The organism is Streptomyces sp. NPDC026500 (assembly GCF_055567635.1).
Map to the genome: position 1 here is coordinate 22930 of NZ_JBVHQB010000046.1, position 12179 is coordinate 35108.

At 70.0% G+C, this 12179-nt stretch carries 14 protein-coding genes and 2 pseudogenes; 12 read left to right on the forward strand and 4 right to left on the reverse strand.

The annotated features are described in order from the left end of the window. Positions 1-24: 24 nt before the first annotated feature. From ACZ4N5_RS41365 to ACZ4N5_RS41385, 5 genes and pseudogenes are all read left to right on the forward strand, one after another. Positions 25-768, forward strand: coding sequence for an ABC transporter ATP-binding protein (locus ACZ4N5_RS41365; protein WP_467762126.1), 744 nt, complete (start codon positions 25-27; stop codon positions 766-768). Then, positions 765-3107: an ABC transporter permease gene (locus tag ACZ4N5_RS41370; RefSeq protein ID WP_467762127.1), complete on the forward strand. Its 2343-nt coding sequence runs from the start codon at positions 765-767 to the stop codon at positions 3105-3107. Before ACZ4N5_RS41365 ends, ACZ4N5_RS41370 begins: the two co-directional genes overlap by 4 nt. A 94-nt stretch (positions 3108-3201) precedes the next feature. After that, a pseudogene (locus tag ACZ4N5_RS41375) lies at positions 3202-3525 on the forward strand (transposase); the annotation flags it as partial. A gap of 170 nt (positions 3526-3695) precedes the next feature. Next, complete coding sequence (locus ACZ4N5_RS41380; RefSeq protein ID WP_467762128.1) at positions 3696-4310, forward strand: dihydrofolate reductase family protein; 615 nt, start codon at positions 3696-3698, stop codon at positions 4308-4310. 102 nt (positions 4311-4412) lie between these two features. After that, a pseudogene (locus ACZ4N5_RS41385) lies at positions 4413-4616 on the forward strand (NAD(P)H-dependent glycerol-3-phosphate dehydrogenase); the annotation flags it as partial. Between the two features lie 134 nt (positions 4617-4750). On the opposite strand, the gene ACZ4N5_RS41390 reads toward ACZ4N5_RS41385, so the two are convergent. Beyond that, a complete protein-coding gene (locus ACZ4N5_RS41390; RefSeq protein WP_467762129.1) occupies positions 4751-5068 on the reverse strand; it encodes a hypothetical protein in 318 nt (105 codons plus the stop codon). Positions 5069-5517: 449 nt separating this feature from the next. After that, positions 5518-6045 carry a hypothetical protein gene (locus ACZ4N5_RS41395; RefSeq protein WP_467762130.1) on the reverse strand — a complete coding sequence of 176 codons (528 nt, stop codon included), beginning with the start codon at positions 6043-6045 and terminating at the stop codon, positions 5518-5520. A 136-nt stretch (positions 6046-6181) separates the two neighbouring features. Between ACZ4N5_RS41395 and ACZ4N5_RS41400 the strand changes: the two genes are divergently transcribed. From ACZ4N5_RS41400 to ACZ4N5_RS41410, 3 genes are all read left to right on the forward strand, one after another. Next, complete coding sequence (locus ACZ4N5_RS41400; RefSeq protein ID WP_467762131.1) at positions 6182-6358, forward strand: hypothetical protein; 177 nt, start codon at positions 6182-6184, stop codon at positions 6356-6358. After that, the gene (locus ACZ4N5_RS41405) at positions 6348-6554 is read left to right on the forward strand and encodes a hypothetical protein (protein ID WP_467762132.1); all 207 of its coding nucleotides are present in this window, start codon (positions 6348-6350) and stop codon (positions 6552-6554) included. Before ACZ4N5_RS41400 ends, ACZ4N5_RS41405 begins: the two co-directional genes overlap by 11 nt. 91 nt (positions 6555-6645) lie before the next feature. Beyond that, positions 6646-7200 carry a dihydrofolate reductase family protein gene (locus ACZ4N5_RS41410; protein ID WP_467762133.1) on the forward strand — a complete coding sequence of 185 codons (555 nt, stop codon included), beginning with the start codon at positions 6646-6648 and terminating at the stop codon, positions 7198-7200. A 63-nt stretch (positions 7201-7263) separates the two neighbouring features. Here the strand turns inward: ACZ4N5_RS41410 and ACZ4N5_RS41415 are convergent, their stop codons facing one another. Continuing rightward, the gene (locus tag ACZ4N5_RS41415) at positions 7264-8136 is read right to left on the reverse strand and encodes an NmrA family NAD(P)-binding protein (RefSeq protein ID WP_467762134.1); all 873 of its coding nucleotides are present in this window, start codon (positions 8134-8136) and stop codon (positions 7264-7266) included. 90 nt (positions 8137-8226) lie between these two features. On the opposite strand from ACZ4N5_RS41415, the gene ACZ4N5_RS41420 reads away from it, so the two are divergent. Continuing rightward, on the forward strand, positions 8227-8967 hold the full coding sequence (locus ACZ4N5_RS41420; protein ID WP_467762135.1) for a TetR/AcrR family transcriptional regulator: 741 nt from the start codon (positions 8227-8229) through the stop codon (positions 8965-8967). A gap of 354 nt (positions 8968-9321) precedes the next feature. On the opposite strand, the gene ACZ4N5_RS41425 is transcribed toward ACZ4N5_RS41420, so the two are convergent. Beyond that, complete coding sequence (locus ACZ4N5_RS41425) at positions 9322-10182, reverse strand: helix-turn-helix transcriptional regulator (RefSeq protein ID WP_467762136.1); 861 nt, start codon at positions 10180-10182, stop codon at positions 9322-9324. A gap of 126 nt (positions 10183-10308) precedes the next feature. On the opposite strand from ACZ4N5_RS41425, the gene ACZ4N5_RS41430 reads away from it, so the two are divergent. The 3 genes from ACZ4N5_RS41430 to ACZ4N5_RS41440 form a co-directional block, all read left to right on the forward strand. Continuing rightward, positions 10309-11304 (forward strand): aldo/keto reductase, encoded by a 996-nt coding sequence (locus tag ACZ4N5_RS41430; RefSeq protein ID WP_467762137.1) that lies wholly within the window; start codon positions 10309-10311, stop codon positions 11302-11304. A gap of 168 nt (positions 11305-11472) precedes the next feature. Then, positions 11473-11817, forward strand: coding sequence for a hypothetical protein (locus ACZ4N5_RS41435; RefSeq protein WP_467762138.1), 345 nt, complete (start codon positions 11473-11475; stop codon positions 11815-11817). A 120-nt stretch (positions 11818-11937) separates the two neighbouring features. Then, the coding region (locus ACZ4N5_RS41440; protein WP_467762139.1) for a transposase at positions 11938-12179 on the forward strand (242 nt) is incomplete at its 3' end.

Below are 12179 nucleotides of genomic sequence, written 5' to 3' on the forward strand. Positions count from 1 at the left end.
TCCGCGCCGCCTACCGTCCCTGCCATGACCACCGAAGACATCAGCGGCACGGCCCCGGGGGCCGGCCCCACCGCCGTGCGCGACCCGGACGTCGTGCGGGTGAGCGGCTTGCGCAAGGACTACGGCGACACCGTCGCCCTGAACGGGGTGTCACTGGAGATCGGCGCCGGAGAGGCGGTGGCGGTGATGGGGCCGTCCGGCTGCGGCAAGTCCACCCTGCTCAACATGATCGCGGGCCTCGACCGGCCGACTGCGGGCTCGGTCCGCGTGCACGGCGAGGACCTGGGCCGGGTCAGCGAGACGGGGCTCGCGCTCTTCCGGCGCCGCCGGATCGGCATGATCTTCCAGTTCTTCAACCTCATCGACGACCTGCCCGCGATCGACAACGTCGCCCTGGCCGCCCAGCTCACCGGAACGCCGGCCCGTCAGGCCCGGCGCCGGGCACTGGAGTTGCTGGATGAACTCGGCATCGCCGACCGCAGGAACGTCTACCCCGCCGCGCTGAGCGGCGGCGAGCGCCAGCGGGTCGCGGTGGCCCGCGCGCTGATGAACCGTCCCGCGCTGCTGCTCGCCGACGAGCCGACCGGCGCGCTGGACAGCCACTCGGGCGAGCAGGTGATGGATCTGCTCATCGACCTGAACGAACTGGGCCAGACCCTGCTGCTGGTGACACACGACCAGCGACTGGCGACGCGCTGCGCCAGCCGCCTCGTGACGATGACGGACGGCCGGATCACCGGCGAGCGGACCCTGGAGCGGTCGGCATGAGGGCGGTGTGGCGCGCCTCGCGCGCGGCCGTGCGTCGCCGTCGGCTGCAGACCTCCGTGATCGGGGTGGTGGTCCTTGTCTCCAGCATGGCCCTCGTGGTCGCCCTGGGCCTCCTGGACGTCGCGTCGGGACCGTTCGACCGGCTCTTCGGCCAGGCGCACGGCGCGCACGTCATCGCCACCTTCGACGCGGCGAAGGTCTCCGGCGCGGAGCTGGCACGGACCGCGCACCGTTCGGGCGTGCGGGCCTCGGCCGGACCGTTCCCGCAGGCCGTGGTCGACGTGCCCCAGAACGCGGCGTCCGAGATGCCCGGGATGGGGCCCGGCCAGGTGACCGTGGCGGGGCGGGCGGAGCCCGGTGGTCCCGTCGACCGCCTCGACCTCTTCGCCGGGCACTGGGCCACCGGCCCCGGCCAGATCGTCCTGGCGTTGCCGGAGGCACCCGGGATGGGCAGGGGCCCGCACTCGCCGATCGGCAAGCGGATCCAGCTGCCCGGACTGCGGCCGCTGACCGTCGTCGGCCTCGCGTCCAGCGTCAGCGGAACAGCGCAGGCATGGGTCTCCCCGCAGCAGATCACGGCCCTGCACCCCACGGCGTACCAGATGCTGTACCGGTTCGACCGAGCTGGGACGGCCCGTCAGATCACGGCGGACACCGCAGTGGTGACGGGCGGCCTGCCGTCCGGATCGCTGGTCGCGAGCCAGTCGTATCTGACGCTGAAGGCACAGCTCGCGGCCAATCCCAATGCCTTCGTACCTTTCCTTATGGCCTTCGGCGTCCTCGGCCTGCTGGTGGCGGTCCTCATCGTGGCCAATGTGGTGAGCGGTGCCGTGGTGTCCGGCTTCCGGCACATCGGAGTGCTCAAGTCCCTTGGATTCACGCCCAATCAGGTGGTCGCGGTCTACCTGGTGATGGTCTGCGTCCCGGCGGCGGCGGGCGCGGCGATCGGCACGACCCTGGGCGCAGTGGTGGCGCGACCTCTGCTGCACCAGGTCTTTCAAGGCGCGGACCTCAGCACGGTGAACGTCACGCCGACGATCGGCTCCTGGGTGTACGAGACCACGGCGCTCGGCATGCCTGGTGTGGTGTTGCTGGCCGCGCTGGTCCCGGCTCTGCGCGCGCACCGGCTGTCCGCGGCACGGGCGATCAGCGCGGGCAGCTCGCCGGCCGGCGGACGGGGGCTCGCGGTGCAGCGGTGGCTGACCGGGGTGCGGCTGCCGCGCCCGGTGACCCTGGGCCTCGGCCTGCCCTTCGCACGGCCCGGGCGGGCGCTGCTCACCGTCTGCGCGGTACTGCTCGGCGTGGCGACGGTGACCTTCGCCACCGGCCTGTCGGCCACCATGGTCGCCTACGGCGACGCGGTCGAGGGCGCCGGTGAGTTTCAGGTGATCGTCGGGCGAGGGGAAACCAGGTTCGGGCAGACCGCCCCCGAGCACGGCGACACCGCGACCCAGGCGCTGTTGCGCGGCCTGCCGCACGCGGCGGACGTGTCCGCCGTGGGCTATGCCGCCGTACGGCTGCTCGGCCAGAGCCAGGACGTGTCGCTCGAGGGCGATCGCGGGAGCCGGGCTCTCCAGGACGACCTGGCCCGGGGCCGTTGGATGCGCGGGCCCGGCGAGGTGGTGGCCTCCGGCAGGTTCCTGGCCAAGCACGGTCTGCGGCTCGGTGACTCCTTCGTGCTGGGCGCGGCGAACAGCCGGCAGGAGCGGGTCACCCTGGTCGGGGAGGTCATGTCGGGGCCGGCGGACTGGATGCGCGCGGACTGGGGGACGGTGACCGCCCTGGCACCGCTCGCGCAGGCGAACCAGTACTGGGTGCGGCTCACCCCCGGAGCCGATGTCGGCGCCTATATGAAGGCCGTTCGGGCCGCCGACCCCGGGCTCTACCCGGACGTGAAGACATCGGTGAACGCCGGGGCCATGACGGTGATCGGTTCCGCGTCCGTGCTGACCCTGATGCTGACGGTGGTCGCCGCGATGGGGGTGTTCAACACGGTCGTACTGAGCAGTCGGGAGCGGCGGCGCGACCTGGGGATGCTGAAATCGATCGGCATGACCCCGCGGCAGGTCACCGCGATGATGGTGGTGTCCATGGCCGGGCTGGGTCTGGTCGGCGGGCTCCTCGGGCTGCCGCTGGGAGTCGCGGCCTACCGCGTGGTGATCCCGATGACCGAGCACAGCGCCCATCTCACCCTGCCCGCACGGATGCTGGACGTCTGGCACCCCGGGTCGATGACGCTGCTGGCGCTGGCCGGGGTGGCGATCGCCGCACTGGGCGCGGTGATACCGGCGCGTGCGGCGGCCCGCCAGACCATCGCCCGAGTCCTGCACACGGAGTGACGGCCGCGCCGCATCGGAGGAGTGCCCGGAGGTGGCGGCGGAACGGTTCGGCGAACGGGCACAGCAACCGCTGAGCGAACGCATCCTGAGCCCAAAGATCAACGGGCGCAAGCGGCACCTTGTGGGCGACGCCCGGGGACTGGCCCTGCTTGTCATGGCCACCCCGGCCGACCCGCACGATTCCGCCGAGGCGAGGAGACCTCTTCCGTCTCCCCTTCACGCGTCCCGAGATCACATCGTCCGTGCCGACCCAACCTCCGCGGACAAGCGTGTGACCTGGACCGAACAGCACCTCAACCCGGCGATCAGGACCGTCAGCCGACCGAAAGACACCACCAGAATCGTCGTCCTGCCCCGCAGATGGGTGGTCGACCGCTCCCGCGCCCGGACCAGACACGCGCGCCGGCCTGCCCGTGACACCTGGCCCCCTTGCCCTGCCGCACAGGCCGGGTGAGCGGGCCGGACTGTCGGCCGGCACCCTTTTCCCGGGCTATCGGGCTCGCGGTACTCGCGGGCTATCGGGTTCGCGCCCAGACATGCATCACGCGTGAGCGATGAGTTCGTGAGGCGGATCGGGTCTGCCCTGGTATGACTCGAATCATCGCTGACATCTCGGTCTCCCTCGACGGATTCGTCACCGGGCCCGACCCCGGCCCGGACAACGGCCTGGGTACTGGCGGCGAAGCCCTGCACACCTGGGCGTTTTCCGACGACCCCGACGACGGCCGGGTCCTGCGCGAGGGGACCGCTCGCTCGGGCGCCGTCGTCCTCGGCCGCCGGCTCTTCGACCTGGTCGACGGGCCGAACGGCTGGGACGACAGGTCCGGCTACGGCGCCGGGGAGGTCGGCAAGCCCGCGTTCGTCGTCGTGACGAGCTCGCCGCCGAAGTCGGTGCGGCTCACCGACCTCGACTGGACGTTCGTCACCACCGGTCTTCCCGACGCCGTCACCGCCGCGCGCGAGCGCGCCGAAGCGGCGTCGTCGGACAGCGGCACGGACCTCGACGTCGTCCTCATGGGTGGCGGCGCCACGGTCGGCTCGGCGCTCGACGCCGGGCTGGTCGACATGCTGTCTCTGCACCTGGCGCCCGTCATCCTGGGCGCGGGGACGCCGCTGTTCACCGGCGGAGCGCCGCGCACGCTGGTGCAGCGGAGCGTGACCTCGACATCGAACGCGACGCACCTGACGTACGACGTCCTCTGAGTAGCGACCGGGGCGGCGAACCCGTGACGGGTCACCCCGGCGGCTAGCATCAGCATCTTCGAGCCCGGGCACTCGTGTGAGTGGTGTTCGTGCCATCGCCGCGGGCCCGACACCGTGATCGTGTCACTGATGAAGGGCATCGAACTCGGCAGCGGGGAACGGCCGAGCCGGGTCATCACCAAGGTGACCGGCGTGAGCGCGGACCGGGTCGCCGTACTGTCGGGTCCCAACCTCGCCCGCGAGATCATGGACGGACGACCCGCCGCCGTCACCATCGCCTGCCGGAACCAGAACGCTGACCCTCGCCGCCCCGTCCCTTGGGGCCGTCCAACCATCACTTCCACCCGCCCCATCCGCAGGCCGTTGCCCATGCTCTCGGTGTGGGTTCGAGGCATGGACGAGGGCGTCGGCCGGCACGGGGGAAGCAGCTCCCTCAGGGTCTATAGGGTGTGGTGCAGCCAGCGCTGGAGCACGTTGTTGACGTCTGCGGGCAGGGCGCTGATCTGGTCGATGACGGCACGGTCTTCGGGCATCGGCGGGATGCCCGCGGCGGTGAGCGTCGCATGCAGGTCCAGGCGTCGCCGGTCGTGCGGGTCGAGGGTGTAGGCGAGGCGGCGGGCGGGGTCGGGCGCCGGCAGGCAGGCATCGAAGTCATCGCAGGACTGGTCCGGAGCCGGCCAGGCATCGTCCCGGGAAGGTGCGGCATAGGGGTCGACGAAGGCACAGGAACCGAGGCTCTCGCTGTTCCAGGGGGTCATCTCTGTCTCCTCACCAGGTGACGTACGAACTACCTGCCCAGAGCACCGCAACGACCCGTCCGGTTGCGTCCGCCGCACAACACCACACGGACGGCGCCATCGACGGCTCATCACCTCGTGTGACCAGCAGACGACAGCCGGCGGCACTCGGCGCTACGAAGCCCCGCGAGCTTCGCCTGCGCGGCTCGGCAGTTCGGGCCACCTCGCCGGGACTGAAGTGAGTGGAGCGCGTCCTGACGAACGGCATTCGCGCCCCGTATACGCAGGTCGATGTCCAGGCTTGTCATCGCCTTCAACCAGGGATGCTGCCCCAGAGTAGAGGCTCTGTGTCACCGTCCCCGGGAGGCGTTCATCGCTGTATCGGCTGGTCATACGACTCGAAGCCGTCGCGCTCGTGAACTGGGACTTCCCGTTGAACCCCAGTGTGTCCTGCCACCTGCTGTCCACTGTCATCGCGGATCGTCCGAGAGGGTCGATTCGAACGGTCCGACGCGGAGCCGACCGCGTGCGCGCGGGCGATCGAACCAGCCGCCTTCCTCTTCCTGGTCGGCGATGACGGCGGCCAACTCGTCGCGCATCCGCTGGTCGAGGTCAGCGGCAGCACGGGTGAACTCCTCGACGATCGCAGCCTCTGCAAGGGCCACGGGGAGGAGAACCTCTCCGGCACGGTCTCTGCTCATGGCGACCAGAGCGGGCAGCGCCAAGAGCATGCCGCGTGCCAGTTCAGCGAGGGGAAACCTGGCGAGCGCGCTGTGTGTTGCCTGGTAGGCGCCGTAGTCGTGGCGGGCCTGCATCGAGCTGACCAGCGCCGCGACCGCCTTGGGACCCTCGGTGCCGTCGACGAGACCTGCCAGTTCGCGGTAGCGGTGGAAGCGCCGCTCGGCCTCCTGTTGCGGGACCGAATCGTCCGCGTCCTGCGCGATATTGCCGGTGGCCAGCAGCTCGATTCGCCACGCGTCGAAGTCATCGATGGGCATCCGTGTTCCCTTTCGCCGTCGCTCCGCAGGTCGAGGAGCGACCTGCGGAGCGAGGTTAACTCAGGGCAGTGACACCGTCCTCGCCTTGGTCGCCTTGCGCTCGTAGGCAGTTGACCTGCTCTTTCTTGTTCACGATGTGCCGCAGAGTCTCGTGCAGGCCGGCGACGTCACCACCCCCGGTGCCCTGGTCGGCTGGGGCTGCGTGCGGGGGCGGCGTTCGACGCTCGGCGTCCACCCCGACTATCGGCGGCGCCGTCTCGACAGCTCCGCGTCCGTCCTGGGGCGAGGCGCGGGCCCGTCAGGTGGGCAGTGACCGGCTCGCCCAGACGGCCGCGGACAGGGATCAGGCGGCCATCGCGTTCCTGCGATCCAGCGGGTACTCCCGGCTCGTCACCGACTGGCTGCTGGAGATCGCGATGCCCGACGAACCCGAGGTGCCCGAGGTGCCCGAGCCGCAGGCGGGGATCACGGTGCGACCGTCTCTGCCGGGGCTGCCGCGAACCCTTTGACCTTCCCCGACACGCCTACCGATTCCTTAAGGAGATGACCCGAGTCTGCATGCACGAGGCCGGAACGACCGGCCCGAGGACGGAGACCATCATGCGCAAGCTCATCGCGGGAGCATTCGTCACACTCGACAGCGTGGTCCAGGACCCGGGCGGGTTCGGAGAGACCGAACGCGGCGGATGGGCACTGGAGTACTTCGACGACATCGCGCGCCAGCGGGCCACCGACGCCCTGTTGGCCAGCGACACCTTCCTCCTGGGGCGGGCGACCTACGAGATCCTCGAGAAGGCCTGGTCGAACAACACCGGACCGTACGCCGAGGCGATGCACGCCCTTCCCAAGGCCGTCGTCACGAACACCCTCAGCGGCCCGTTGCCGTGGAACGCCACCGCCCTCACCGGCGAAGCCGCGCAGACCGTCGCGAAACTCAAGCAGCAGCCCGGCGGCAACATCATCATGTACGGCAGCTTCACCCTGATGCGAACCCTGCTTCAGCACAACCTGATCGACGAACTGAACCTCAACGTCCACCCCGTCGTCGTCGGCACGGGAGAGCGGCTCTTCGACAGCGCGCTGCCGCGCTCGCTGAGGTTCATGGCCGCAACGCCGAGCGCGACCGGCGTCGTCACACTCACCTACGCCCCGTAATCGCGAGTGGGACAGCAACTGAAGGCGACTCAGGAAGCACCAGCTTTACGAACTCATAGCCGGTCAGTGCCTGTCGCTGTTCGCCAGCTGCTCACGCAGGACCGAGCCCAGGGCGATGGGTTCGCGGCCGAGCAAGGTGGCCAGTGTCGGGTCGACGGCGGCGAATTCGCCGACGCGGCTGGCTTCGAAGATGCCGAGCAGTTGGTCTGCTGCCTCGACGGGAACGCCGCGCCCCACCAACTGCTGCCGGAACTGCTCGTCGGGCGCGGTGGCCCTCGTCACGGTGCGTCCCGTGACCTGGGTGGCGATACCTGCGATGTCGTCGAAGGTCAGCGCCTGCGCTGCTGTGAGCGGGGGCGTGGGACCCTCGAAGCAGCCTTCGTCGGCCAGGATGGCGGCGGCCGCGTCGGCGAGGTCCGCATGCGAGGTCCAGCTGACCGGTCCGTCCGCAGGCAGCACGACCTGGCCGGACTGTATGGCGTGACCGAGGAACTGCACCGCGCTGGCGGCATAGAAGCCGTTGCGCAGCGAGGTGAACGGCACGCCGGAAGCGCGCAGTGCCCCCTCGGTGGCGGCATGGTCGCGGCAAGCCTGGAAATGCGACGAGGCGCCGGCACCCATGTGGCTGGTGTAGAGGATGCGGCGGGCACCCGCCGCGACGGCTCCATCGATGGCGGCACGGTGCTGCTGCACGGCCTCTTCGCCCATCTTGTCGACAGAGACGATCAGTACTTGGGAAGCGCCCTCGAAGGCGTGCGCGAGGTCGGCGGCGGCGGTGAAGCTGCCTCGGCGCACCCGCACCCCCTGGTCGGCGAACGCTTTCGCCTTCTGTGGGTCGCGGACGCTGACGCCGACTCGGCCTGCCGGCACGCGAGTCAGCAGCCGTTCGACGATCTGGTGTCCGAGCTGTCCGGTGGCGCCGGTCACGATGATCATATTGCACTCCAGCTGACTGGTTCCAATGGAATCAACATCAGCGTATCACTGATAATAACGCCGGAAACGAGCATGCTGTATCGTTGATATATGCCACCAGGTTCACGAGACGGTGCTTCCGCCGTCGAATCCGACACCGCAGCCGCAGGGCGCGCGCAGACCCGCCGGCGGATCATTGAGGCCGCCGCCGACCTGCTGGCGCGTGAGGGTCGCGACGCGGTCACCACCCGCGCGGTCGCGGTCGCGTCACACCTGCAGCCGCCGGCCATCTACCGGCTGTTCGGCGACAAGGAAGGGCTGCTCGAAGCGGTGGCCGAGCATGGCTTCGTCACGTTTCTCGCGGCCAAGCACGTCGACCCCGACCCACAGGACCCCATCGAGGACCTGCGGGCCGGCTGGGACCTGGCGGTCGAGTTCGGCCTGGCCAATCCCGCGCTGTACACGCTGATGTACAGCGAGCCCACAAGGGCCACGTCGGCCGCATTCAAGGCCGGCATGGAGATCCTCATGGGCCGTATCCGCCGCCTCGCCGTGGGCGGCTGGCTGCGCGTCGACGAGGAACTCGCGGCCCAGATCATCCATGCCACAGCGCGCGGCGCGGTGCTCACCTGGTTGTCCCTGCCCGAAGACCGGCGCAATCCAGCCCTGTTGACCGTCCTGCGGGAGTCCATGGTCGCCGCCGTAAGCAACCAAGAACCGGCCGTGCAGGACACGGGCCCGGCCGGTGCCGCCCGCGCCCTGCACGCCGCACTGCCCGAACAGACCACTCTCAGCGGCGCGGAACAACATCTGCTGCGGGAGTGGCTGGACCGCATCGCCTCCGACGGTTGAGGCGCCATGGCTCCTGCGTTGTCGCGGCTGCACTCCGTCGCAGCCCTCCGTCCCTGGCCCCGTAACACCCTCACAGTGGGCCTGAGGGCCGGGGTTTCCTGCGAAGGCGAAGGCCTAGGGATGGAACCCAGCCGTTCGGAGTGCGGCACAGGACGCCGGTAATGCCCTGCCGGCCATCAGCCGGATCATGGCGCCCGCTGCCGAGCAAGAGGCGCGTGCGTTGACGCCACGGGTTCCGGCCGACGCGGGACCCGCACTCAGCGGCCCCGCGGTCCCGCGGTCCCGCAGTTCAGGAACGGCCACCTCGGCGACCTGACCGCCGAAGACCGAGCCCGTGCCCCATGGCCGGCCGCTTCATCGTGCCGTCGGACCCGTTGCCCCCGTCGAGAATTCCTCGATACCGATGACCCGCAGCAGCTCCAGTCGCTCGCGGGCCTCGGCGTTCGCCGGGGTGAGCACCAGCAGCTGCTGGCCCTGGTCGGGAGTGACCAGCGTCTCGCAGTCCATCAGCAGGCGGCCCACCTTCGGGTGCAGGAAGGTCTTGCGGTCGGCGCGCCGGACCGCCACCTCGTGTTCGGCCCAGATCCGGCGGAAGTCGGGGCTCGCGGCCTGCAACCGGTCGACGAGTCCGGCGACCATGGAGTCGCCGGTGCGGCGGCCGGCGGCCGCGCGCAGGTCGGCCACGAGCTGGCGAGCGTTGCGTTCCTGTTCCTCGGGCGGGCAGACGGCGCGGGCTGCGGGGTCGGTGAACCAACGGAATGCGACGTAGCGCCGGTCGCCGGAGAAGCCTGTGTGGTCGCCCGTCAGCAGGACGGCTGCCCGGTTCTGGGCGAGGATCTCGCCCAAGTCGGACAACACCAGGGCCGGGGTGTCGCCGAGCAGGTCGAGCATGCGGATCAGACCGGCGCGGGCCAGGCGGGCCACTCCGTCGGCGGGTGGGGGCTGGTGGCCGGCCAGGTGGAACAGGTGGTCGCGCTCGTCCTCGGAGAGGCGCAACGCCCGGGCCAGCGCTCCGAGCAACTGGACCGAGGGCTGGCTGCTGCGGCCCTGCTCGAGGCGTACGACGTAGTCCACTGACATGCCGGCGAGCGCGGCCACCTCTTCCCGGCGCAGGCCGGAGGTGCGGCGCCGCGGGCCCTCGGCGATGCCGACCTCGGCCGGGCGCATCGCCTCGCGGCGGCGGCGTAGGAAGTCGGCGAGCTCGTCACGTTGCATGTCCCCATCGTCCTCGCAACGGGAGAACCGATCCAGGGAGCGGCTCTCCCAGGATGAACGCTCCGCTCCCGTACCTCGCGGCTCGGGCGCACAGTGGGTGGCAGATCAACGACGAAGGAGAAGGCGATGCAGACACGAATGCTGGGCACCACCGGCCCGGCCGTTTCCGCACTGGGCCTGGGTGCCATGGGCATGTCGGGCGTGTACGGCGCGGCCGACCGCTCGGAGAGTATCGCCACCGTGCACGCCGCACTGGAGAGCGGTGTCACCCTGATCGACACCGGCGATTTCTACGCGATGGGCCACAACGAACTGCTGATCGCCGAAGCACTGCGCGGCCGGAACCGGGACAGTTACCGGCTGAGCGTGAAGTTCGGCATGCTGCGAGGGCCGGGCCCGCAGTTCGGCGGGATGGACGGCCGTCCCGAGGCGGTGAAGAACTTCCTGGCCTACTCGCTGACCCGCCTGGGCACCGACCACATCGACATCTACCGTCCCGCCCGCCTGGACCCGGCGGTACCGATCGAGGAGACGGTGGGCGCGATCAAGGAGATGATCGACGCGGGGTATGTCCGACACCTCGGCCTCTCGGAGGTCGACGCGGCGACGATCCGCCGGGCGCATGCCGTACACCCGGTCGCCGATCTTCAGATCGAGTACTCGCTGATCTCCCGCGCGGTGGAGGCGGACATTCTGCCTACGCTGCGGGAGCTCGGCATCGGCCTGACCGCGTACGGCGTCCTCAGCCGCGGTCTCATCTCCGGGCATTGGTCCGCCGACCGCACTGCCGACCCCAGCGACAGCCGCGGCTTCAGCCCGCGATTCTCGAGCGGGAACGTGGAACACAACCTCGCCCTTGTCGAGGCCCTGCGCCAAGTCGCCGACGTGAAGGGTTGCACCGTTGCCCAGCTGGCCATCGCCTGGGTGAGCGCACAGGGCGACGACATCGTGCCGCTGGTCGGCGCTCGCACCCGAGAGCGGCTGGCCGAGGCGCTGCCCGCGATGGAACTGAATCTCACCGCGGACGACCTCGCCGAGATCGAGAAGGCGGTGCCGCCGGGCGCGGCGCGTGGCGACCGATACCCGTCCGCGTTCATGTCCAACCTCGGCGCCGGCAACTGAGTCTGCCCCATGCCGTGCCGCAGGACCGGCCAGTTGGCGAGGTCGCCGGGAGCGATGTCTATCGGGCACGCACCACCGCAACCGGCCCCTCTCACACCGTGGAGTCGCCCTGCTGCCCTCCGGCTGATGCATCGGGAGCGCCGCGCGTCCAGGATCTAGGCTCCTCCCATGAACGACGAAGAAGTGATGACACGCGTCGTCGCGATCCTCACCAAGACACGTGAGTACGTCGGGGACGACGCACCCGAACCCGACAGCGAAAGCGATGTCCTGCTCAACGAGCTGGTGAAGGACATCTTCCCGAGGAGCGTGGACATCGACGACGACGCGGCCCCGCAAGAGGTCGCCAACGCCATCGCCCAAGCCATGAGCGGCCCGATCTTCACAGCCTTCGGGGCGTTCGCCGCCGCCTTCCACCAACTCGCCGCAGAACACGATCGCGGCGATCCCGAAGTCCCCTCCGCCCAGGTGCTACGAGACCTCGCCCTGCGCGCCAACAGCGAGGGACAGTGATCTGCAGCCCTGCCGCGAGAAGGTGCTTGGTGATCTTTCGGTCGCTTGGCCCTAGTAGTGCCTGGTCAGGTCGGTTGGAGTGGTGCGTGTCCTTGGGGCCTGATGTGGCGTTGAGGGTGTGTGACTCCGGACGAGATTGCTGTGGTGCGTGGTGAGTTGGAGGCGTTCGCGGCGGAAGTGTTCGAGCCGTTCGCGCGCAAGGATCAGCGCCGGTGGGGGCAGGTGTATCTGCGAGGGCTGCTGACCGACGGCAAGCGCAAGTCGGTCGAGCCGATGGCCGCCCGGCTGGGTGAGGACGGGAACCGTCAGGCGCTGGCCAACTTCATCACCACCAGCCCGTGGGACCCGGCACGCATCCGGGC

What these genes read in the sequence shown, in the direction of transcription:
- ACZ4N5_RS41395 (WP_467762130.1), bottom strand. Translation starts at nt 6,045, where the DNA reads ATGCCCATCGATGACTTCGACGCGTGGCGAATCGAGCTGCTGGCCACC.
- ACZ4N5_RS41430 (WP_467762137.1), top strand. Translation starts at nt 10,309, where the DNA reads ATGCAGACACGAATGCTGGGCACCACCGGCCCGGCCGTTTCCGCACTG.
- ACZ4N5_RS41365 (WP_467762126.1), top strand. Translation starts at nt 25, where the DNA reads ATGACCACCGAAGACATCAGCGGCACGGCCCCGGGGGCCGGCCCCACC.
- ACZ4N5_RS41370 (WP_467762127.1), top strand. Translation starts at nt 765, where the DNA reads ATGAGGGCGGTGTGGCGCGCCTCGCGCGCGGCCGTGCGTCGCCGTCGG.
- ACZ4N5_RS41410 (WP_467762133.1), top strand. Translation starts at nt 6,646, where the DNA reads ATGCGCAAGCTCATCGCGGGAGCATTCGTCACACTCGACAGCGTGGTC.
- ACZ4N5_RS41420 (WP_467762135.1), top strand. Translation starts at nt 8,227, where the DNA reads ATGCCACCAGGTTCACGAGACGGTGCTTCCGCCGTCGAATCCGACACC.
- ACZ4N5_RS41425 (WP_467762136.1), bottom strand. Translation starts at nt 10,182, where the DNA reads ATGCAACGTGACGAGCTCGCCGACTTCCTACGCCGCCGCCGCGAGGCG.
- ACZ4N5_RS41435 (WP_467762138.1), top strand. Translation starts at nt 11,473, where the DNA reads ATGAACGACGAAGAAGTGATGACACGCGTCGTCGCGATCCTCACCAAG.
- ACZ4N5_RS41415 (WP_467762134.1), bottom strand. Translation starts at nt 8,136, where the DNA reads ATGATCATCGTGACCGGCGCCACCGGACAGCTCGGACACCAGATCGTC.
- ACZ4N5_RS41380 (WP_467762128.1), top strand. Translation starts at nt 3,696, where the DNA reads ATGACTCGAATCATCGCTGACATCTCGGTCTCCCTCGACGGATTCGTC.
- ACZ4N5_RS41390 (WP_467762129.1), bottom strand. Translation starts at nt 5,068, where the DNA reads ATGACCCCCTGGAACAGCGAGAGCCTCGGTTCCTGTGCCTTCGTCGAC.